The organism is Brucella sp. GW823-FHT04E01, assembly GCF_058796175.1.
On the sequence record NZ_JBXAIK010000007.1, the window covers coordinates 38916 to 59559 of the forward strand.

Genomic DNA, 20644 nt, shown 5'->3' on the forward strand with positions numbered 1-20644 from the left:
ATCCGCAGAGCTTCGTGAAAACCGCAGTTTTTATGTTGAGGTTCAGCGCTTGGTGCAGCGCACCAGAGTGGCGGCACCGGCATTGGTGTATTTGCTCTGCATCGTATAGAGCCATCCCTTGCATTCCGACATGCTGCTGAAGCACCGGACGCGGTCGATCGCGACCAGACCGTCACCGCCAGTGATGAAGGGCGAGTCGTCCACGCCGCTGAACTGGCCGACGATGATGCCGCTGCCTCGTCTCGGCACGTTGCAGCGCTGGCCTGCATATTCGCTGACATCCTTGCGTACCTGCGCTTCAGCCGACATCGGCAGTGCGACAAGACCGGAAACCGCAAGCGATGCGGAAGTGAGGCAAACAGCAATGACCTGACGCAACATCGGTCTCTCCTTAAGAAGAATAGATGTAAAACAATATTATATGTGAAATAGCGCGTTCTTCCAGAGCATGTCTCCCGAAAGTGGGAACTCGTTTCGGGATAAAGACATGTGTAAAAAGAAGGAAGCATCGCACCCTTAAAACCTGGATGCGATGCTTGTTGTAACGGATCAGAGTACGCTGCCCGCCTTGCCTGCCACCTTGAGTGCGAAGGCATAGGTATAGGCGACTTCTTCCAGTCGCGAGAAGCGACCCGACGCGCCGGCATGGCCCGCATCCATATTGATACGGAACAGAACCGGATGGCTATCGGTCTTCAGTTCACGCAGTCTGGCGACCCATTTGGCAGGCTCCCAGTAAGTGACACGCGGATCGGTAAGGCCTGCCACGGCCAGAATGGCCGGATAAGCCTGGCGGCTGACATTGTCGTAGGGCGAATAGCCGGCAATCGTCCGGTAATCCGCTTCCGATGTGATCGGATTTCCCCATTCGGGCCATTCCGGCGGAGTCAGCGGCAGGGTGTCGTCCAGCATCGTGTTCAGCACGTCGACGAACGGGACTTCGGCAATGATGCCGCCGAATGCGTCGGGTGCCATATTGGCAATTGCACCCATCAGCATGCCGCCTGCGGAACCGCCATGGGCAACGATGCGGTCATGACTGGTGAAGCCTTCGGCGACGAGGTGGTTTGCAGCGGCGATGAAATCGGTGAACGTGTTCACCTTCTTGTCGCGCTTGCCGTTTTCGTACCAGGCAAAACCCTTGTCCTTGCCGCCGCGGATATGGGCGATGGCATAGACGAAGCCGCGATCCACGAGCGACAGCCGTGACGTGCTGAAGCTTGCGGGAATGGTGATGCCATAGGAACCATAGCCATAGAGCAGGCAGGGTGCCGAGCCGTCGAGCTTCGTATCCTTGTGGTATAGCAGGGACACCGGCACCAGTTCGCCGTCCGACGCCGTGGCAAAGACCCGGCGCGTAACATAGTCCTGGGCGTTGTGGCCGGAAGGAACTTCCTGCGTCTTCAAGAGCTTCCGCTCCCGTGTCCGCATATTGTAGTCGAAGAGCTGTTCCGGCGTTGTCATGGACGAATAGGAGAAGCGGATCACATCCGTATCATATTCGGCGCTGCCATGAAGGCCGAGCGAATAGGCCTCCTCATCGAATGCGATGGCATGTTCCTCGCCGGTCTCGCGATCGCGGATCACGATGCGCGGCAGGCCGTTATCGCGTTCCATCCAAACTAGTTGGTGCTTGTAGGCGGAGTGCGACAGGATCAGCCGTCCCGGCTTTTCCGCCACGACCTCTACCCAGTTTTCAGGCTGCGGCGAGGCGGCAGGCGCCTGACAAATCTTGAAATCCTTGGCGCCGCCTGCATTGGTCAGGATGTAGAAGACGTCACCGCCCGGTGCGATGTCATATTCCGTGCCGGTCTTGCGCTCCATGACGAGCTGCGGCTTTGCCGCCGGATCGTTGGCGGGAAGGAGCCAGCATTCCGATGTTTCATGGTCGTGAATGTCGATAAAGATATAGTCGTCCAGCGCCGAGCCGCCGACACCGAGGAAAAAGCCTGGATCTTTCTCTTCATAGATCAACGGATCATCCGACTGATCCGTGCCGACCTTGTGATAGAAGACTTTAGACGGTCGGTGGTTCTCGTCGAGACGCGTATAGAAGAAGCCCTTGCTCTCCGCGTCCCACGCGCCGCCGCCATTCGTATCGGTGACAATGTCTTCAAGGTCTTTCATGGAAGACAGATCACGGACTTTCAGCTTGTAGAATTCCGACCCCTTGTCGTCATATCCCCAGATCAAAAGCTTGTGATCCGGTGCATGATCGGCCGATGCAAGGCGGAAATAGGCCTTGTCCTTGCCTTCGACATCGCCGTCGAGAAGGATGGTTTCCGCGCCACCATCGCGCGGTGTGCGAATGAAATAGGGCTGCTCGCCACCGGTGCGATAGGACACGCCATAGGCGAAAGGGCCATCCTTGGAAGGAACGGAGGAGTCGTCTTCCTTGATGCGCCCGCGCATTTCGGCAAACAGGCCGTTCTGCAGCGCTTCCGTGTCCTTCATCAACGCTGCCTGATAGGCATTCTCTGCTTCCAGATGCGTGCGGATTTCGGGGGCCAGCACCGATGGATCCCTGAATACTTCCTGCCAGTTATCTGCGCGCAACCAAGCATAATCGTCGGTGCGTGTGATCCCGTGACGAGTGTCATTGACCGGATGCTTGGCTGCATGCGGTGGTTGAAGTTGGGAGGAGCTTTGAGACATCCACAATTCCGATGAAAACTGTTTCAATTTGCTGCAAGGCCGGTAAGCCGTGCCTTCTGGCGGGTGATAGTGATATTTATATAGTTGGCCGAAGTGGCGAAAGCGAGTTGATTTCGTTGAAATATATTTGAGCAATGCCTTTTTGAGGCCCGATTCTGCCGCCAAAAGCTACCCAGCGGAAACATGTTAGTCTTGGACTTCGTACAAGAAAACTTGAGGGAGAAAACTATTGCTAACGCAGGTCGAGCAAATTAAAGGAAGCACGGCTGTGAACTGCAGCTTCATCCATATCCTTGAATAAACGGCAGGGGCGGCAACGCGAACACATCGCGATTCAAAGTTTCCCCATCTTAGTAAGGTTGAGTTCGAGTTTTTCTATTTGGTGATTCAAGAAGAAAGACTTGTTGTTAATGTAATGTGGTTTGACAATTCTATTGCAAATGACATTATCAACTGGTATTCGCAGTCGGGAACGGATGGGCAGGGTTTAGGAATACGTAACGACGATGGCAGGCGGGGATCTCCAGTCGTCGATTACGCAACAATAAGAAGTAAAAAGGAAATACAATGGAAAATCTGGACACGCACGACGAAAGCGCAGAACTGCTTCTGAGCCTTACTGCAGATGTTGTCGCCGCATATGTCGGCAATAATTCGATTCGCGCTGGTGAACTGCCGCTGCTGATCGCTGAAGTGCACGCCGCTTTCAAGCGTCACGTCGAACGCGAAGAAGCGCCTGTCGTTGTCGAGAAGCCGAAGCCTGCCGTCAATCCGAAGAAGTCGGTTCACGACGACTACATCATCTGCCTCGAAGACGGCAAGAAGTTCAAGTCGCTGAAGCGTCACCTGATGACCCATTACAACATGACGCCGGAACAGTACCGCGAAAAGTGGGATCTCGACCCGAACTATCCGATGGTCGCTCCGAATTACGCTGCTGCTCGCTCGCGCCTGGCTAAGAAGATGGGCCTGGGCCGCAAGCCTAAGGACGCTTAATCGCTCCGACTTTCGAGCGGACCGCGCTTTGCAGTGTCTGTTCTGAGAGCTTTATAGAAATGGCCAGTATCGTTGAGCTTACGCTCCTTGATGCTGGCCATTTTGTTTTGGATTTGAGCACGTCCGGAAGCGCATGGTCTTTTCAACCAATCCGGTCGAATGCTTGTTTTAGTGCAATGTGCCTGTTCAGGTCATAACTCCAGTGACCGCACATTCCTTTCAGTCGCTCCCTTTCCATGAGGCGTGTCAGGCGCCGTTTGGTCCGTTCCTTCTCTTCCAGCGGGGCCTTGAGAACTTCATCGAGATCGATGCTGGCGATGATCTGCAAGGCAATGCGTTGCATCGCGGTCAGTTGATTCTGTTTTTGCCGGGCAAAAAATAGTGAGCGGGCTTGCTTCAGATCCGCGTCCATGGCGATCATTCCTCATTTCTTGATGCGAATGAGCATGAGCCACGCAAAATGTTGTTGGATAATATTCCTAGATTTTTTCTGATTTTTCTGTAAGATGGCCATCAAACGCGATGGATTCAAACGCGTTAATGCCGTGTTGGCAAGGTTTTAGCCTATGTTAGGGCTGTCGAAACTAACCACAGACAGCAATTCCTTCTACGAAACTTATCCACACTTGCAATTTTCTCCGTATAAGAAGATATTCCTATTCTGGCGAGGAAAGATGAATGTCTTTGGAACTATCGGATGTCATTCATACACGGGCGGAAGCTTTCGAAGCATTGAAGTTGCTTGCGGTGCGGCATGGGCGAAGCCTTAACCTTGGAAGGGTGGAGGGTGTCGCCGACCGGTCGCGGGAGCAGCAGAACATAGCGCTGTGCGATGCCCTTATTGATCTGCTGGTGACTATGTTCGGTGTTTCCGGCGCTGAATTGCGGTCACCGCTGCGGTGCAGGCGAGAGGTGGCGCGTGTGCGGCAGATCGGCATGTATGTCGCGCACACGGCTTTCGGGCTGGCCATGCGTGAAGTGGCTGCCGGATTTGGGCGAGACCGGACAACCGTGATGCATGCCTGCCATCTGGTGGAGGACATGCGCGACGATACGGAGTTCGATGCGATCGTCTCGACATTCGAACGCATTGCGCAAAGTGCTTTCACGGCCTGGAGGATGGCGGCATGACCACCCAATTGTCAGTGTCCGAAGCGAGAATTATGCGCTTTCTGAAAAATGGCGGCTGCGAGGTTCAGGATTCCATTCGCGCTTCGCATGTCTTGCTTGCAACGGATCAGGGGACCATCGCTGCTTCCCGTGCCGAACTGGAGGCGATGCAGAAAAAGGGATTGTTGCATTGGAATGAGGAACGGCTTGTTTCATCGCAGCCCGCTATCAAGCGCGCAAAGGAAGGCGGCAAGCCGTTGCGCAACCCGGCAAGAACCTTGCAGACCATTGACTATGAGCAGGGCGAAAAGATTGAGATCAATCCAGAGGAATCGCCGCTTGCGATGCTCTACAGGCGCAAGAATGCGAATGGTTTTTCCTTTATCTCGGAGAGCGAGTTCCTTGCCGGTGAAAGGCTGCGGGCTGACTTCACACGCGGATCGCTGATGCCGTCCGTCACCATGCGCTGGGACACCAGTGTTGGCGGCGGGCGCAGCGGGCCGGGCGGCATGGCAGAGCTGACCGATATCGCGCTGGCCAGCCGCATCCGTGTCGAGCGGGCGCTGGAAGCAGTCGGGCCGGAACTGAACGGCGTTCTGGTTGATGTCTGCTGCTTCCTGAAAGGGCTTGAAACCGTGGAACGTGAGCGGCAATGGCCCGTTCGTTCTGCCAAGATGCTGCTCAAGGTCGGTCTGGCCGCGCTGCACCGGCACTACAATCCTCAACTCGAAAAGGAGCGGGGCAGAGCCGCTGTCCTGCATTGGGGAACAGACGACTACCGGCCGCAAATGCGTCCGCAGAATATGTGAGGTGACGCCCTCATTGACACCTTTCCGGGGCGGGGCTATCGCCTCTTTCTCAAAGGGACTTTGTGCCCGTTGGGGAAGTGGGGAGAAATCACATGAATTCGGTACGGGATCGGCTGGAAAGCATCCTGTCGCGCCTGGAAGCGCGGACAGCAAGCGAACACGTTTTCAGCAAGGTCTATGCACAACAGGCGCGCGCTGAGGCTGACGCCGCCGATGCGCGTCTTCGTGACGGGCGCGCCGTTGGGCCGCTCGACGGTCGCATTGTTTCGATCAAGGATCTCTTCGATGTTGCCGGAGAGCCGACGCTTGCCGGTTCGGTTATTCGTCGCGATGCTGCCCCGGCGACACAGGATGCCAAGATTGTCAGCCGTCTGCGTGATGCGGGTGCGGTCATTGTCGGCAAGACCCACATGACGGAATTCGCCTTCACGCCGGTCGGTCTCAATCCGCATTACGGCGAGCCGGGCAATGCGATTGATCCGACGCGTGTTCCGGGTGGATCGTCGTCGGGTGCTGCAGTTTCGGCAGCGGAAGGAACAAGCGAGATCGCTATCGGTTCGGATACCGGGGGATCGGTGCGCATTCCGGCAGCGCTGAACGGCATTGTCGGCTTCAAGCCGACCGCCCGGCGCATTCCGCTCGACGGTGCGTTTCCGCTGGCGCCGTCGCTCGACTCCGTTGGCCCGCTAACCAAGACGGTCGCTGATGCGATCATCACCGATGCGATTATGGCAGGCGAAACGCCCGTGTTGCCGAACGCCTTGCCGCTGAAGGGCCTGCGTGTTGCTCTGCCGAAAGACTACCTTCTGGCCGATATGGAGCCGGACGTTGCAAAACACTTCGAAGCAACGGTTGCGCTTCTTGAAAAGGCAGGAGCGATCATCGCCGATCTGGAAGTCGACGATCTGATCCAGCGCCTGCGTGAGGCAACCCGCGTCGGCTCCATCGCCGGGATCGAGGCAAGTCATATCCACGCATCGACCTGGCTTGGCGATCCTGACGCCAATGTCGATATCCGCGTGAAGCACCCGCTGTCCGTCCGCGTCAAGGTTCCGATGGAAACCTATCGCGGGATCATGGAAACACGCGCGACGCTTGTTCAGCAAATGGACGAGCGCCTGAGCGACTTCGATATGTTCGTAACGCCCGCTACGCCGATTGTTGCGCCGACGATTGCTTCGGTCAGCAATGACGAGGTTGAATATGACCGTGTGGAAGGGCTGCTGCTGCGTGACACGCAGGTCGGAAACCAGTTCGACCTGTGCAGCATCACCGTGCCCATGCCGGACATGACACTGCCGACCGGCTTCATGCTCAGCGCGCGCGGCGGCACGGATAAAAAGCTGCTCGCCGCAGCCTTGTCGGTTGAGAAACTTTTAGAGCCTGAATCAAAAAGCGGCATGTGAGTGCGAGAATGGTAATTTTCGAGTACCGGAGCGCAATGTACTTTTTGGTACATGAGCACCGGAACGCAGGTAAATTGCCATTTGCAGCCGCACAGGGCGACTTTTGGAACGGGTTCTTAGGCTGATTCTTTCGCCAGCTCTGCTTCGCGACGGATGCGTGCCACCATGGCGCGCAGGCCGTTGGAGCGCTGCGGCGTCAGATGTTCATCGAGGCCGAGCTTTTTTAAAATAGCTTCCGGGTCCACGGCGAGAATTTCTGAAGCCTTGTGGCCGGAATATAGTGCCAGCACGATGGCCACCAGACCACGCACGATATGCGCATCGGAATCGCCGAGAAACTCGATGACCGGATCGTTGCCGTCTTGCGGAAGCGTTTTCAGCCAGACCTGGCTGACGCAGCCCTGAACCTTGTGCGCAGCATCGCGTGCATCGTCGGGATAGGGCGGCAATTCCTTGCCGAGGTCGATGACATAGCGATAGCGGTCTTCCCAATCGTCGAGAAATTCGAAATCGGACATGATGCTATCGATGGTCGTGGTCATAATACTCGCCTGAAAGAAGTTTCTTGCCGCTTATATAGTCATGAAACGCTGCAAGGTCACGGAAAACTAGCGTTGAATTGAACCAGTCGGGCGACGGTCCAGTGCACGCAGGGCTTCTTCGCGCGATGTCGGGATGGGAATGCCGATTGCGGCCTGTGCAGGTGCGGCGACTGCCGGTTCCACTTTTGCAGGCGGTTGCGGCTTGGTGCCGAAACGGTCGCTCAGATATTCGAGCGCGGCGCGGCTTCCTTCCAGAAGGCCGCTCCCGGCGCTGGAAACAAGCGAGGTACCGTTCTGGCAGAAGGATGGGTTGTCGATGCACAGCTTGCCCAGTTCCACGGCGGTTTTGCCATTGGCGAGAAGCTGATCGATTGAATCCGGCTCCCGCTTCGTCTCGGCAATGGCTGGCTTCTTCTGCGGTTTGTTTTGCTCATCCGCAGGGAAGAAGCGCGGCATCACGATGAATGCCAACGACAACCAGAAAACGGATTTGATGAGAAAACGGATCATTGCCTTCTTGCGGTTGCGTGCCTTCGGTTTGCGTCAATGTCGGATGAATTGGAAAAGATTCCGTAACTGTTCGGTTTATTGGAGCGCATCGCGAAAAGTGTGAAACGGTTTTCGGACAAGATGCGCGTCATGGTAAAGCATTTGAACGTCAAAATTGTGCCGTGGCTGTGGTTTCGCCACCTGATCGCTACTCTCTGTTTACCATAGGCAGAAAAGCAGACCCGGCGCGTCACTTATCCGCTTTGGGCGGTCTCGTTTTATCGTTTCTTTAAAGCCTCGGCTGCAATCTGTTGCTGGCTGGGAGGGCGTCGTCACGGCGAACGGTTTTCCGGTTTTGACAATGCAAGAGTATTGAGTGAGTACGGCACGTTGAACGCCATTCTTTTGAAAACAGCCGAGACCGTCCGCATGAATGTGCAGGCGATCAGCCGTTTTTACGAACGTTTCTGCCGCCGTTGGGTATCCAGTCCCGATGCGGTCTCCATACGTGTTATCGGTTCGGTCATCACCGCGCCGGTCCTGCTTTGTGCGGCCGTGCTCGCTTCGGGTGTGACACCGGGCTTTACGGAATTTGCGATTCTTGCAGCAAGCTTTGCAGGCGTCGCCATGATCCTTTGCGCGCTGTCGCTGATGGGCATCGCCGCACCTGTTCTGGCTGGCCTGAACTTCGCTGCCTATGGCGCGGGTCTTGCTGCCGTTGGCGCTTTTTCTCATGGCAACGCGGTTTTGTGGTTGATGGCGGCTGGTCTGCCGCTTGAAGTCTGGTTTGCGACCCGCAAGCCTGCCGCCGCAGCAGCAGGCGCCGCATTCGCGGCCATGGTTCTCGGCTATTTTGCGACGGCAAGCGGTGGCCCCATTTCCGGCGGCAGCTATGTGTCCGTCGCTGTTCTGGTACTTTATGCGGCAAGCCTTGTTGCACGTGGTTATGCGAGCGCCGCCAAGCCCGCGCAGATCAAGGTCACCGCGCCGCAAGCCGCGGTTGCTGCGGGTGACCTGCAGTTCAGCCTCGATTCGGATGGCGTGGTTGCCTCGGTCGATATGAATTCGGCAAAGCTTCTGGGCGTACAGTCCAAAATGCTGGAAGGCACGGCGCTCATCGACCGTGTTCATGTCGCCGACCGTGTAGAATATCTTTCGCTTCTGGCCGATCTTCGCGCCGGTTCCGCTTCCAGCAAGGTCGATGTGCGCCTGCGTTCCATCGAAAATGGCGATACGGTCTTCCGCACTTATCGTCTCGAAGGTGCCGCAAGCGCTCGCGCTATCACGCTGGTTGGCCGCTCGCTCGAAGGCGAGCAGAAGCTTCTGGACGAGATTGCAACACTGAAAGCGGAGCTTGAATCGGAGCGCATCGGCAAGGGCCGTCTGCTTGCAGCCGTCAGCCATGAGCTGCGCACGCCGCTCAATTCGATCATCGGCTTTTCCGATATGCTGTCGCATGAAATGGGCGGCAAGCTGGCCAATGAGAAGCAGCGCGAATATGCAGGCCTCATTCACCAGTCCGGCCATTACCTGCTGGAACTCGTAAATGCTGTTCTCGACAATTCGCGTCTGGAAACCGGCAATTACAGCATCGACCCGCAGAATTTCGCTTTCCGTGACGCGGCTGAAATGTGCACCTCTGTCATGCTGCCGCAGGCTGAAAAGAAAGGCGTTGCCTTCTGCCACCGCGTCGGCGCAGGCATTGGTGAGCTGGTGGCGGATCGCCGCGCCATTCAGCAGATTCTGCTCAATCTGGCCAGTAATGCGGTGAAGTTCACACAAAGCGGCGGCTGCGTCACCATCGATGCAACCCGCGTGATGGCGAGCGGGCGTGCGATGCTGGAAATCAGTGTGTCGGATACGGGCATCGGCATCGAGCCGGAAGATATGCAGCGCATCGGCACGCCATTCGTGCGCGCCGACAATAACTATACGCGCGCGCAGGAGGGAAGTGGCCTCGGACTTTCCGTGGTCAAGGGGCTGGTGGAACTGCATCAGGGAAGCATGCAACTCAAGAGTTGCCCCGGCGAAGGCACGATCGTCACGATTCGCCTTCCGGTGGCAGGCCCGCAGGTTGTCATGGGAGAAGACGAATATCAGGAACTTGGCCCAGAGCTTGGCATGGTGATCGACATGCACCGTCACCAGGGGGAAAGGCGTAATGACTGGCAGAACGACGAAGACAACAGCCAAATCCGGGAGCAGAAAGATGCGCAAACCCGCAAAACGGCGTAGTCTCGGCTCGCGGCTCCTCCACTTCTTCTTCACATCAGCTTCGGCACTTGCAATTGCTGCCGGAGATTTCATCGTGCGCAACCCCGTCCTGACTGGCGGGGCAACTGCGTTTCTGGTGGTGATGAGTTTCGTCTCGGCTAATGCGCTCTGGTATCAGCCGGAGGCGCACAAGGCGGTATTCTTCAGCACAAGACCGGACTTTGTGTTCAAGCCGACTCCACGTGCAGTCCTGCCTGGCACGGCGGCGGCAAGTGACAATGCCCCGAAGTCCACCGAGACCGCCTCTGCCGAACCTGCAAACAATGAGACTGCCCAGTCGCTGGAAGCCGCGAGCCTGTCGGCGGACCGGCTGAACATGAGCGCATCGGTTGATGACATGCTGCCGGCACTTGCGCCCAATGCCGATCTCGAAATCGCACGGCTGCAGCAACGTCTTTCGACGCTTGGAATTTACAAGGGACCGGTGGATGGTTTCACCGGGCCGCAGACCCGCGAAGCGGTGGAACGCTGGCGCGCTTTGCAGCAGAAGCTCGGCGTGCAGGAAGCAAATATTCCGGCGCAGTTGCAGGCCGATGCCCAAAACAGTGCCCCGGCTCAGGACGATGTTGCCAAAGTCATCGAGGTAGCAGTTCCGACGCCGCGCCCGCAGCCCGCCGTTTTGAAGACGGAAACGGTTTCAAAACCGAAACCCGCTCTCGCTTCCTATGAAAAGCCCGCGCCGAAAAAGCAGGTGGCGGCAACGCCCACCGTGCAATCGGTGAAAGTGAGTTCGCAGGATATCATCCGCGTACAGGCCGGGTTGAAAGCATTCGGCAATGACACCGTGCCGGTGAACGGACAGCCGGGCAAGACGACACAAGAAGCGGTGCGCGAATTCCAGAAACTGTTCAGTATGCCGGTAACCGGCGAAATCGATGCGACGCTCATCACCAAGATGCGCGAGATCGGCCTGATAAGCTGATGGGGGTCCGATGCGCCTGACATCCGACTTCTGGGTTTCGGCTTTGATCCGCAATGTTCAGGGCGAGGGCGGCTTTGCCTATCTTGCCCGTCGCGGATCGCCGGAGGCGGGCGCAATCTTCATCAAGGTAAGCTCACGCTTCGGCACCTGCGATCTATATTCGCCTGCTCCGCAAACTTCTTATGAAGAAGATAATGACGGCGAGCGCATGTTCCTGCGCATTCTGCACGATGCCGATGACATGGCGGCAAGTGACCGTATGGCGCGGGAAACCCGCTTCGACCCCGACCTGTGGCTGGTCGAACTGGAAGATATAGCCGATGCGTCGGCACTGTTCTCGATTTCGCAGGACGGAGAAGCTTTCTAAAACTTCTTCCTGATGAACTCTATTTCACCAATCGCTGAAGCGACGGGTGATCGGAATTGGCGGCGTCGGCGAGTGGCGTGTCGTCCTCGGCCATTTCACGCAATTTCCCACGCAGCATGGCCGACATGTCTTCCGCCTTCCAGCGCCGCACGAGCGCCATCGCTTTTTCGCGGTCGATGGAGCGATAAATATGCACAAACTCACGCAGGCTGTCGCGGTTGGTGTCGATAGGCCCCAGAATGGCAGTCATGACGAGATAGCATTCCGCAGGCGACAATCCGAGCGCCTTGAGTGCAATCGGCAGATGCGAATCCGGCCACCGTCCGATGATCGCGTCGGACCGTTCAAAGGACAGGTCGAGCGTATCGGCCAGCGCATTGCGGAAAAACTGGCTGTCGATCAGCAGTGCGGTATCGATGAGATGCTGCGAACCGGTGGTCGCACCAGCCTCGAAGAAAGGCTGTTGCAGCGCGCGCGCCAGCCGTTCGGAACTGTCTTCCTTCATCAGCGGCGCTCTGGCCGCAGAAAGGTCAGGTACATCCGGCCTTTCGAGCGGTTCGGCTTCGATATTGGCGAGATTTTCCTGAAGGGTCAGCGTGCGATCGATGACCGGATCGGCGAAACTGCGCAGCACGCCTTGCAAAAGAACGTCACCGGACTGGCGTCGCGCAATGGCGCGCGCATGGGCAAGACCGTTCTTGCCGATGATCTCGATGAGGTCGGAAGGGCGCAGAAGGGGAGAGCGCAACAGGATCGGTGCGGAGATTTCGACGGGGTCGTCGGCCAGCGTCAGAATGAGGCGGCGCGGTGCGTCTTCCAATTGTGCCAGCGCATTGGCTGCATGACGCTTGCCGCGGGTGGACGCGCATTGCAGTAGCGGCATGGCGAGATCTTCAAGCTGTTGCATGTCCTGCCGTCCGGGGCGCGTGATACCCGCGAACGCCGAAATTGCGGCCGCCAGAAGGTCGTCCGCCTTGCTGCTCCCCGCTTTTGAATTCGACGGGCTCCGGTGGCCTGAAATATCCTCCAGGGCGCGGAACTGATCATTTGTCACGCAGAATACTCCGGTAGGCACACAACTCACCCGTCCCAAATTGCAGATCGCGCATCCGGCAGCAGCCGGTTAATGCGGAAGTGCTCCCCGCATGGGTCGGTATTCCGGATAGTAGCGTTGAAGCCTTAGCAACTCATTAACCGTGCCATAAAGAAACAGCATTTGGCTGGGGTAATGCCTGACGACTTTTGGGGCAGGCAATTAGAGCCCTTCAAACGGAGCGCATTCCGCCTCCGCAAAGAAGCGCCGCACTTCCGTGTTCCACGTCGCGTCAGGCACGAAAACGCGCAGCACGGCGGCACCTTCGCCGATATTCTGCTCAATCAGGATCGAACGGGCATCGGCTTGCGAGCCATCCGAGCGCAGACTTGCCATGCCGATGGGATCGGCAAGGATCAGATCGAGCTTGCTTTCGTTAGAAACGCTGTCGTTGAGGCTATAGAGATTGTCCCCGTTGGGCGCATAGATCGAGAGCGACCAATAAGGCACATTTGCTCCGGTCGTGATGTGCACGGGACCATCGGCAAGATCGAAGCGACAGGTGGCTTCCTGTACCAGCGGGTCGCTGTCGCTGACCGGGCCGGTCTTTTCGTCCAGCCTGTGGAAGCGGTATGGCTCGCTTCCGGTTTCGATCCGCGACCAGGCGTTCTTGTCGGAATAGAAGGGAACGAGGAAAAGAACTGCGATATGCACAATCGCGGCACCGACGATGCCGAGGAGAACGAGGTGGAGAATTCTAGCCACGGCACGTCCCCTTGTTTGCACCCGGAACACGGGCGAGACCTGGCATCACCAGATCGGAGAGGCCGGAGGATGATGCCGCAGGCGTATCATAGAGCGTCATGACAAGAACGAAATCGCCGCTTCCTTCCACTGGCAACCAGTTGCCGGAAGCTGCATCGGGGCCGATGGTGATCGTGACGCTGCCGTCATCGTCATAAAGCACTTCGCGGGAATGCAGCGCTGCCTGCAATCCTTCGCGCGGCGTGATCGGCTCGAGATCAGGCGAGGCAGGAAAGACGGTCCAGAATCGGGCCGGTGGCGTCAAGCCGCTCAGGCGATAGGTGCAGCCGCGCCGGAGGGTGCGCCCGCTATTGTCGCTGCGCGCATAGAAGGGCAGGCCTTCAGCCGTTCCAAGCGCCAGATAGGCTTTGCGAGCAGCCCGAGCCTTGGAATAGGGGTCGGCATCGGGGGTGCCTGCCGCCGGATAGGCGCTCCAGACCCCGACACGAAGTTCTCCGAAACCCTCAAACCGGTCGAGAACCTTGTCGACGCTCCAGATGCCGCCGCCAAGCGCCAGCACAAGCACAATCGCCGTGTTGAATATCCTTTTGAACATCGCCCTCAGAGTACCGATATTTTCGTGCGTTCGGCGATCTTAGGCAGAGGCGGAGCCGCAAGGAAGCGGTCATGCAGTTCTTTGATAATTTTTGTCGACATGGGCGAAAGGACGCGCGGCGGTGCTGCCATGGTTTCTTCCGGCTTGGCATTTGCCACTTGCGGCTCGCTCTTTTTGGGCGGCGACGGGAAAGGCGGAGTAACGCCGGGTATTGGCTTCAGCTCGATATTCTGGTGCGCATAGGCCATCATGCGCTGCCAGGCCATGGCTGGCAGGATGCCGCCGGTCAGGTCTTTCATCGGCGTGAAATTATCATTGCCGAACCAGACAGCCGCCGTGAAATTACCGGTGAAGCCGACGAACCATGCATCGCGATAGTTCTGTGTTGTGCCGGTCTTGCCACCCACCCGCGTCATCGGCAATGCCGCCCGGCGTCCGGTGCCGCGTTCGGGCACCTGCACCAGCATGGAATTCATTTCGAGTGCGGCCTTTTCCGACAGCGCCCTGTGCGGCTTCGGTGCATCGCGACCAAAGTCCCACAAAACCTTGCCTTCCGACGAAACGATCTGCGTAAATGCATGACGGTTACCGGCCATGCCCGCATTCGGAAACACGTTGAAGCCGGTGGCCTGATCCATCACCGTCATTTCCGATGTGCCGAGCACCATGGTCTTGTGTGACGAGATCGGCGATTCCACGCCCATCGCCTTGGTGAGGGCTACGATGGGGGCTGTGGTCAGATAATCGCGCGCCAGCCGCACCGGTACGCTGTTCAATGAACGGACAAGTGCGGTCGTCAGGTCCACACGACCGGCAAAACTGCGGCCGTAATTACGAGGCGACCAGTTACCCCAGCTGATCGGACCATCCGAAACGATGGTGCTGGGCGTCAGGCCCTTTTCCATCGCTGCCGCGTAGACATAGGGCTTGAAGGACGAACCGGCCTGCCGCAATGCCTTGGTGGCGCGGTTGAACTGGCTTTCGCCGTAGTCCCGCCCGCCAACAAGCGCACGGACGGACCCGTCATTGGCAATGACCACGGTCGCAGCTTCTGCAGCATTATAATCCTTGCCGAACTGGCGCAGATGATACTCCAGTGATTCCTCTGCCGCCTTCTGCAGGTTGCGGTCGAGCGTCGTGCGCACGATCAATGTGTGCTGTGGAATTTTGGCGGCGACCTTTTTCACCTCCTCGAAAGCCCAGTCGAGGAAGTAATCCGGGCTCTCATTCTTGGCGCGGTCGATGACGCTTGCCGGATGACGGCGTGCAACGGCCACTTGTCCGTCGCTCAGGAAGCCGCTTTCAACCATGTTGGAAAGCACGACATTGGCACGCGCACGCGCTGCGGGCAGATTGACATGCGGCGCAAACTTGGCGGGCGCCTTGAAAAGGCCGGCCAGCATCGCGGCTTCTGCCAGCGAGACATCCTTCACGCTTTTGCCGAAATAGAATTCCGAAGCGGCAGCAATACCGAAGGTTCCGCCGCCCATATAGGCGCGGTCGAGGTATAGCTGCAGGATCTCCTTCTTGCTGAGATTGCTTTCCAGCCAGAGCGCGAGGAAGGCTTCCTTGATCTTGCGTTCGATGGTGCGCTCGTTGGAGAGAAAAAGGTTCTTGGCAAGCTGCTGCGTGATGGTCGAGCCGCCTTGCACGACACCATTGGCGCGCATGTTCTGGCTGAGTGCGCGGGTCAGGCCCCAGAAATCAATGCCGTAGTGGTCGAAGAAGCGCCGGTCCTCGGTGCCGAGCACAGCCTTGATGACGTGATCCGGCAATTCGTCGATGGGCACGGCCTGACGATGCAGAATGCCGCGCTGGCCAATTTCATTGCCGTAGCGATCAAGGAAGGTAACGGCATAATCGTCCTGCGCGCGCCAGTCCTTCTTGGTTTCCTCGAAGGCGGGCAGGGCCAGGACGAGCATCAACACCGCACCGCCAACGCCAAGCGTAAACCCTTCATCGAGAACTTCGACCACGAAACGCCGGAAGCCGCGCACGCGAAAACGCCGTGAGAAAATGGTGATATTTTCCCACCACTCGCCGAGATTGTAGCGCAGGCTGTAGAGAGTGGAATCGATCCATGCGTCAAGCCCGATCAGGCGCGACGCCCTGAAGGGTTTGCGCTTCTCGCTTTCGGGGTCTTTATCTGCCGTTTTACGCATGAACACTGACTTCGGCATGGTTGGTTTCGGAGAAAGGCGAAATTACCGTTCCATCATAGCAGATAAATAAGCCACACCTCATGTGAAATGGTTAAGGCGCTCGCAGCTTTTTGGCGTCAGGAATAAAATCAATTATAGGAAAATAATCCTTGACTGCGTAACGCTGCTTTGCTAGGTTTCATATACAATCAAAGAGTTCTGACTAATCAGGTTTATCTCCCTTCGACGCATGCAAACATCACCCTGAAAAGCTGTGGAGGCTTTTCAGGGTGATGTCTTTTGAGGCCACTGGTCGAGGATAAAGTTTTTGCCGCAAAAATCGTAATGAGACATTGGCCAATTTGGGTCTTCTTCTCTTTGGACAACGAAAAGATGATCTCGCGCCGCGCCGCAAGTGCAACAAAACTCCCGATTAAACTCATGAGGCGGAGTTCAGTGGGGCAGTACACTTGCGGAGTAGTTTTCATAGACAGAAAAAATGCGATGCGGTTGGCATCTGGGTCTGCAACATGAAAGGAAACCATCGTGATTGACCTTAAGGATGCAATATTTACCTCTGAGGTTACGTGGATCTGGTTCGCCAAGATGGCGGGTGCAATGGCAGGCTCTTTTATGTCGCTCGCCTATATGGCTCCGCGAGGAAAGCGAGAAGCTGCGATCCGTTTCGCGGTCGGCGTGATCTGTGGCATTGTTTTCGGTGGCGCAGCAGGCGTCAAGATTTCAGAAGTATTGGTTCTTGGAGGATTGCTTGGCCGGGAGGAACTGATGTTGATAGGATCCGCGGTTACAAGCTTGGCGGCGTGGTCGGTTCTCGGGGTTTTTCAGCATTTGTCAGAACGACTGAAACATGCGCCTATACCCGGGCTACTTCCTGAAGAAAAAGAAACGATGACGAATCCTGACGATGGATGAAATCGTAAAATACTGTTCTCGGTGTTCAAGAAGAGTTTGGCAGCCACCTTTCGGGAATCAAGTGTCCCCCCTAGCTGTTTTGCTATAGAGGAAGCAAAAAGCAGTCAGACCTAGACACTTGTCGATATGTCAGAAGACAGACCGATCTCGTCCATGGCATTCCTGTTTAGTGTTGTATGGGTCTGGGCAAGGAACGGACATGTAGGTTCAGTCGTCCTCCGCATGTCGACAATAATTCCCCAGAAAGAAAGGCTCATTGGTTGAGATAGAGGATGGCCTTGGTCGATCCTGGTTCAACTGGTTTCGTTTCGTTTCGTTTTTTAATCATTCTCTAGTGCTTCCGGAACCGCAACCGTCTTGATCGATCAGGATGCTTTAACGGATATTCTGCTACAACAGGTGACCGCAATTGTCGGAATTGTTACGGTAATCGGTCGTATAGAAGGCACTTCACGCATTTCATAATTTCACAAAGCGTGATAGTCAGGGGCTGAATTTTCCTTTGGGCCCGGAAGAGGAATGGTTGTTCATGCATCGTTCAGCTGTGGGGCGCTATATAAGGCGGCATGATGAAACAAAATTCTGCACTCAAAGTTTTCGCGCTTCTAGCGGTTAGTATTGGCTTGCTGCCGGTCGATGCCGGTGCCTTGCCGATGACTGCGCCGCAGAAATCCAATCTCATTGTCGCTGCCGCCGGAGATTGTGCGGCGGTCGGCGAACAGGTGGCTGCCCAGCAGGGCGGTCAGCTTGCCAAGGCCACCGCCACGACTCAGAACGGGCGTCCCATGTGCGTGGTCGTGGTGCTTGTGCCAGGCCGCGATGGCGAGCGTCCACGCCGCGTTGAAGTGGCTGTTCCCGCTCAATAACTACAGCTTTTGCCGCTGTTTTTCGTAGATTGAGGGAGAATGTCCGCTTGCGTATCCTGATCGTTGAAGACGACAAGGACCTGAACCGGCAGCTTTCCGAAGCAATGGCTGCTGCCGGTTATGTGGTCGACCGTGCCTATGACGGCGAGGAAGGGCATTATCTTGGCGATACGGAGCCCTATGATGCTGTGGTGCTCGACATCGGCCTGCCGCGTATGGATGGCATCAGCGTCGTGGAGCGTTGGCGGCGCAGCGGGCGTACAATGCCTGTTCTCATGCTTACGGCCCGCGATCGTTGGAGCGACAAGGTTGCCGGTATTGACGCCGGAGCCGACGATTATGTGGCCAAGCCCTTTCATATCGAGGAAGTGCTTGCGCGGTTGCGCGCGCTGATCCGCCGCGCTGCGGGACATGCTTCGTCGGAACTCGTCTGCGGGCCGCTCTATCTTGATACGAAAACGTCGAAGGCAAGTGTCAACGGCGTTGCGCTCAAGCTTACCTCGCACGAATATCGGCTTCTGTCCTATCTGATGCACCATATGGATGAGGTGGTCTCGCGTACTGAACTGGTCGAACATCTCTACGATCAGGATTTTGACCGCGATTCCAATACGATTGAAGTCTTTGTCGGTCGCTTGCGCAAGAAAATGGGTGTCGACCTGATCGAGACCGTGCGCGGCATGGGCTATCGCATCCGCTCTGAAGAGGGCGGGGACGAAACGAAAGGCGATGACAGCTGAAGCTTCTTAGCGTCTTTCCTCCGCTACGTTCGCTCGCAGTCCGCGTCGTTACTCTTTCGACGATCTGGGTCATCGTGGCACTTGTGGTGGTGGCGACTTTCATCGGCTCACTTTATGGCGAAGCTGCGCGCAGCAATTTTGAACGCCTGTTGACCGCCCACCTGTTCAGTCTGGTCGGTGCCGTCAGCACGTCGGGCGAGGGCTCCTTGCAGGGGCGCCCGGAACTGGGCGAATTACGCTATTCCAGCCCGCTCTCCGGTTGGTACTGGTCCGTCGATCCCGTCACGCCGAACCTGACCGGAAAATTGCAATCGCCATCGCTGATAGGGCGCATCGTACCGGAAATGCCGGTCTCGCAGGCACCCTTCGACAGTTCCTTCATGCGTAGCTACACCTTGCCCGGCCTCAACGGCGAGGAGCTCTTCATCGTTGAAACCGAAGTGGTTCTGGATACTGCCAATCGCGTTGCGCGTTTTCGTGTCATGGGCAATCTCAGCGAGGTTCTGAAGGAGATATCCGATTTCAGAACCAGCCTCGCGACCTATCTGGCGATTTTCGGCATCGGCAGTATCCTCATCAATGCCGCTGTGATCCTGTTCGGCCTGCGTCCGCTCGACAAGGTGCGTCAAGCGCTGGCCGATATTCGCGAGGGACGTTCGTCCAAGCTCGATGCGTCGCTGCCTGTCGAAATTGCGCCGCTCGCCAGTGAAATGAATGCGCTGATCGAAAACAATCGCCGTATTGTAGAACGGTCGCGAACGCAGGTCGGCAATCTCGCCCATTCTCTCAAAACCCCGCTTTCCGTGCTGGTCAATGAAGCACGGAGCATGGGTGGTGAACATGGACGCATTGTTCAGGAACAGAGCGAGGCGATGCAGGTGCAGATACAGCACTATCTGCAGCGCGCGCGCATTGCCGCGCAGCGTGACAGTGTGGTGTTCCGTACACCTGTGACGCCGGTTCTCGCACGCATGCAGCGCGTCACGGCGAAACTCAATCCGGCTTTCAGCGTTAACTTCAGGAATGACCTGCCCAATGCGGTCTTTGCTGGCGAAAGGGAAGATCTGGAAGAGATCGTCGGGAATCTGCTGGAGAATGCGGGCAAATGGGGCCGCAAACGTATCAATATCGGGCTTGCCCCTATTTCTGGGGAGCAACGGCAGTTTGAAGTCCTGATAGAAGATGACGGTCCAGGTCTGGCATCAGACAATATCGAGGCAGCGCTGAAGCGCGGCAGCCGCGTCGATGAAACAAAACCGGGAACGGGGCTTGGGCTGGCAATCGTGCAGGATACCGTTCGCGAATATGGCGGCAGCCTGCATCTGGGCAAGAGTGCGTTTGGTGGATTGGGTGTTCGGGTCGTGTTGCCGCTGACGGAAGATTGAAGGTTGTTTTTGGTCGAAAGCCAACTAGAAGATAAACTGAAAAAGTCACATGCCGATATAGTGTGCATGCTAATTGTTCATGAAGGCCGGTTGTTATGATGATGGTATCCAGGTTTTCTCACCCAGTTTCAGTCGCTTCGATGATGCTTGCCGTGGCGCTCGCATTGTCAGCCTGTGGCACGACCGGCAAGGGCACTGGTCTTGCTTCGCTGGGCGGTGGTTCTACGGCACAGAAGCCCGAAACCAGCCTGTTGACGTCTCTTGGAAACGGTCTCCTTGGCAGCGCCGCAAATCAGCTGAACGCAGCCGACCGCAAGAAGGCCCTTGAGGCTGAATATCGTGCGCTTGAATATTCACCGGCAGGCAAGGCCGTATCCTGGAGCGGGAGCGGGTCGAATTCCGGCGACGTGACGGCGGCGCAGCCTTATCAGGTCGGCTCTCAGAATTGCCGCCAGTATTCGCACAGCTTCAACATCGGCGGGTCGCAGCAGACTTCCCGTGGAACAGCATGTCGCAATCCAGACGGCAGCTGGACTCCTCTGACCTAACTCTTGCGTCCTACCTTTGCGGCGAATTGCCCTAGGTAGCAACTTACTGCAGGTAGTAGTTGGTTTTT

General features: G+C 56.8%; 21 protein-coding genes. 12 read left to right on the top strand and 9 right to left on the bottom strand.

The genetic code is table 11. From position 1 onward, the window contains the following. Positions 1-42 precede the first annotated feature (42 nt). Together AC1RHM_RS22005 and AC1RHM_RS22010 are read right to left on the bottom strand one after the other, a co-directional pair. Positions 43-381 carry a hypothetical protein gene (locus AC1RHM_RS22005; RefSeq protein ID WP_010661574.1) on the bottom strand — a complete coding sequence of 113 codons (339 nt, stop codon included), beginning with the start codon at positions 379-381 and terminating at the stop codon, positions 43-45. 168 nt (positions 382-549) lie between these two features. Next, positions 550-2655, bottom strand: a complete 2106-nt coding sequence (locus AC1RHM_RS22010; protein WP_029925333.1) for a S9 family peptidase — start codon at positions 2653-2655, stop codon at positions 550-552. Between the two features lie 567 nt (positions 2656-3222). Between AC1RHM_RS22010 and AC1RHM_RS22015 the strand changes: the two genes are divergently transcribed. Further along, on the top strand, positions 3223-3651 hold the full coding sequence (locus AC1RHM_RS22015; RefSeq protein WP_010661576.1) for a Ros/MucR family transcriptional regulator: 429 nt from the start codon (positions 3223-3225) through the stop codon (positions 3649-3651). Positions 3652-3793: 142 nt separating this feature from the next. On the opposite strand, the gene AC1RHM_RS22020 is transcribed toward AC1RHM_RS22015, so the two are convergent. After that, complete coding sequence (locus AC1RHM_RS22020; RefSeq protein WP_036586122.1) at positions 3794-4063, bottom strand: hypothetical protein; 270 nt, start codon at positions 4061-4063, stop codon at positions 3794-3796. A 272-nt stretch (positions 4064-4335) separates the two neighbouring features. Between AC1RHM_RS22020 and AC1RHM_RS22025 the strand changes: the two genes are divergently transcribed. From AC1RHM_RS22025 to AC1RHM_RS22035, 3 genes are all read left to right on the top strand, one after another. Then, positions 4336-4782, top strand: coding sequence for a helix-turn-helix domain-containing protein (locus tag AC1RHM_RS22025; RefSeq protein ID WP_036586120.1), 447 nt, complete (start codon positions 4336-4338; stop codon positions 4780-4782). After that, complete coding sequence (locus AC1RHM_RS22030) at positions 4779-5570, top strand: DUF6456 domain-containing protein (RefSeq protein WP_036585837.1); 792 nt, start codon at positions 4779-4781, stop codon at positions 5568-5570. Before AC1RHM_RS22025 ends, AC1RHM_RS22030 begins: the two co-directional genes overlap by 4 nt. A gap of 92 nt (positions 5571-5662) precedes the next feature. After that, a complete protein-coding gene (locus AC1RHM_RS22035; protein ID WP_492332627.1) occupies positions 5663-6976 on the top strand; it encodes an amidase in 1314 nt (437 codons plus the stop codon). Between the two features lie 116 nt (positions 6977-7092). Here the strand turns inward: AC1RHM_RS22035 and AC1RHM_RS22040 are convergent, their stop codons facing one another. Together AC1RHM_RS22040 and AC1RHM_RS22045 are read right to left on the bottom strand one after the other, a co-directional pair. Then, on the bottom strand, positions 7093-7518 hold the full coding sequence (locus tag AC1RHM_RS22040; RefSeq protein WP_012092456.1) for a SufE family protein: 426 nt from the start codon (positions 7516-7518) through the stop codon (positions 7093-7095). Positions 7519-7584: 66 nt separating this feature from the next. Beyond that, entirely contained in the window at positions 7585-8028 is a 444-nt protein-coding gene (locus AC1RHM_RS22045) for a hypothetical protein (protein ID WP_012092455.1), read from the bottom strand. Positions 8029-8397: 369 nt separating this feature from the next. Between AC1RHM_RS22045 and AC1RHM_RS22050 the strand changes: the two genes are divergently transcribed. From AC1RHM_RS22050 to AC1RHM_RS22060, 3 genes are read left to right on the top strand one after another with little or no spacing between them, the layout of a single operon-like run. Beyond that, positions 8398-10242 (top strand): ATP-binding protein, encoded by a 1845-nt coding sequence (locus AC1RHM_RS22050; protein ID WP_012092454.1) that lies wholly within the window; start codon positions 8398-8400, stop codon positions 10240-10242. Further along, complete coding sequence (locus AC1RHM_RS22055) at positions 10217-11203, top strand: peptidoglycan-binding domain-containing protein (RefSeq protein ID WP_036585833.1); 987 nt, start codon at positions 10217-10219, stop codon at positions 11201-11203. Before AC1RHM_RS22050 ends, AC1RHM_RS22055 begins: the two co-directional genes overlap by 26 nt. 10 nt (positions 11204-11213) lie before the next feature. Further along, positions 11214-11570, top strand: coding sequence for a DUF1491 family protein (locus AC1RHM_RS22060; protein ID WP_029925319.1), 357 nt, complete (start codon positions 11214-11216; stop codon positions 11568-11570). A gap of 19 nt (positions 11571-11589) precedes the next feature. Here the strand turns inward: AC1RHM_RS22060 and AC1RHM_RS22065 are convergent, their stop codons facing one another. The 4 genes from AC1RHM_RS22065 to AC1RHM_RS22080 form a co-directional block, all read right to left on the bottom strand. Beyond that, entirely contained in the window at positions 11590-12624 is a 1035-nt protein-coding gene (locus AC1RHM_RS22065) for a DUF2336 domain-containing protein (protein ID WP_036585831.1), read from the bottom strand. 201 nt (positions 12625-12825) lie between these two features. Next, complete coding sequence (locus AC1RHM_RS22070) at positions 12826-13368, bottom strand: DUF1254 domain-containing protein (RefSeq protein ID WP_036585829.1); 543 nt, start codon at positions 13366-13368, stop codon at positions 12826-12828. Next, positions 13361-13963, bottom strand: coding sequence for a DUF1214 domain-containing protein (locus tag AC1RHM_RS22075; protein ID WP_036585828.1), 603 nt, complete (start codon positions 13961-13963; stop codon positions 13361-13363). Before AC1RHM_RS22075 ends, AC1RHM_RS22070 begins: the two co-directional genes overlap by 8 nt. Before the next feature lie 5 nt (positions 13964-13968). After that, positions 13969-16143, bottom strand: coding sequence for a penicillin-binding protein 1A (locus tag AC1RHM_RS22080; protein WP_036585827.1), 2175 nt, complete (start codon positions 16141-16143; stop codon positions 13969-13971). Positions 16144-16650: 507 nt separating this feature from the next. Between AC1RHM_RS22080 and AC1RHM_RS22085 the strand changes: the two genes are divergently transcribed. The 5 genes from AC1RHM_RS22085 to AC1RHM_RS22105 all read left to right on the top strand — a co-directional run bounded on the left by AC1RHM_RS22085 (position 16651) and on the right by AC1RHM_RS22105 (position 20576). Next, entirely contained in the window at positions 16651-17037 is a 387-nt protein-coding gene (locus tag AC1RHM_RS22085; protein WP_012092448.1) for a DUF6107 family protein, read from the top strand. A 569-nt stretch (positions 17038-17606) separates the two neighbouring features. Beyond that, positions 17607-17903 (top strand): hypothetical protein, encoded by a 297-nt coding sequence (locus tag AC1RHM_RS22090; protein ID WP_010661592.1) that lies wholly within the window; start codon positions 17607-17609, stop codon positions 17901-17903. A gap of 47 nt (positions 17904-17950) precedes the next feature. Next, positions 17951-18643 carry a response regulator transcription factor gene (locus AC1RHM_RS22095; protein ID WP_010661593.1) on the top strand — a complete coding sequence of 231 codons (693 nt, stop codon included), beginning with the start codon at positions 17951-17953 and terminating at the stop codon, positions 18641-18643. Between the two features lie 74 nt (positions 18644-18717). Next, on the top strand, positions 18718-20028 hold the full coding sequence (locus tag AC1RHM_RS22100) for an ATP-binding protein (RefSeq protein WP_036585825.1): 1311 nt from the start codon (positions 18718-18720) through the stop codon (positions 20026-20028). A gap of 95 nt (positions 20029-20123) precedes the next feature. Then, on the top strand, positions 20124-20576 hold the full coding sequence (locus AC1RHM_RS22105; protein WP_029376304.1) for an RT0821/Lpp0805 family surface protein: 453 nt from the start codon (positions 20124-20126) through the stop codon (positions 20574-20576). The last annotated feature ends 68 nt before the right edge of the window (positions 20577-20644 follow it).

Excerpts from the sequence above, each read along its gene's own strand:
- AC1RHM_RS22005 (WP_010661574.1), bottom strand. The coding sequence starts at position 381 with ATGTTGCGTCAGGTCATTGCTGTTTGCCTCACTTCCGCATCGCTTGCG.
- AC1RHM_RS22010 (WP_029925333.1), bottom strand. The coding sequence starts at position 2,655 with ATGTCTCAAAGCTCCTCCCAACTTCAACCACCGCATGCAGCCAAGCAT.
- AC1RHM_RS22015 (WP_010661576.1), top strand. The coding sequence starts at position 3,223 with ATGGAAAATCTGGACACGCACGACGAAAGCGCAGAACTGCTTCTGAGC.
- AC1RHM_RS22020 (WP_036586122.1), bottom strand. The coding sequence starts at position 4,063 with ATGGACGCGGATCTGAAGCAAGCCCGCTCACTATTTTTTGCCCGGCAA.
- AC1RHM_RS22030 (WP_036585837.1), top strand. The coding sequence starts at position 4,779 with ATGACCACCCAATTGTCAGTGTCCGAAGCGAGAATTATGCGCTTTCTG.
- AC1RHM_RS22035 (WP_492332627.1), top strand. The coding sequence starts at position 5,663 with ATGAATTCGGTACGGGATCGGCTGGAAAGCATCCTGTCGCGCCTGGAA.
- AC1RHM_RS22040 (WP_012092456.1), bottom strand. The coding sequence starts at position 7,518 with ATGACCACGACCATCGATAGCATCATGTCCGATTTCGAATTTCTCGAC.
- AC1RHM_RS22045 (WP_012092455.1), bottom strand. The coding sequence starts at position 8,028 with ATGATCCGTTTTCTCATCAAATCCGTTTTCTGGTTGTCGTTGGCATTC.
- AC1RHM_RS22055 (WP_036585833.1), top strand. The coding sequence starts at position 10,217 with ATGCGCAAACCCGCAAAACGGCGTAGTCTCGGCTCGCGGCTCCTCCAC.
- AC1RHM_RS22060 (WP_029925319.1), top strand. The coding sequence starts at position 11,214 with ATGCGCCTGACATCCGACTTCTGGGTTTCGGCTTTGATCCGCAATGTT.
- AC1RHM_RS22075 (WP_036585828.1), bottom strand. The coding sequence starts at position 13,963 with ATGTTCAAAAGGATATTCAACACGGCGATTGTGCTTGTGCTGGCGCTT.
- AC1RHM_RS22080 (WP_036585827.1), bottom strand. The coding sequence starts at position 16,143 with ATGCCGAAGTCAGTGTTCATGCGTAAAACGGCAGATAAAGACCCCGAA.
- AC1RHM_RS22090 (WP_010661592.1), top strand. The coding sequence starts at position 17,607 with ATGAAACAAAATTCTGCACTCAAAGTTTTCGCGCTTCTAGCGGTTAGT.
- AC1RHM_RS22105 (WP_029376304.1), top strand. The coding sequence starts at position 20,124 with ATGATGATGGTATCCAGGTTTTCTCACCCAGTTTCAGTCGCTTCGATG.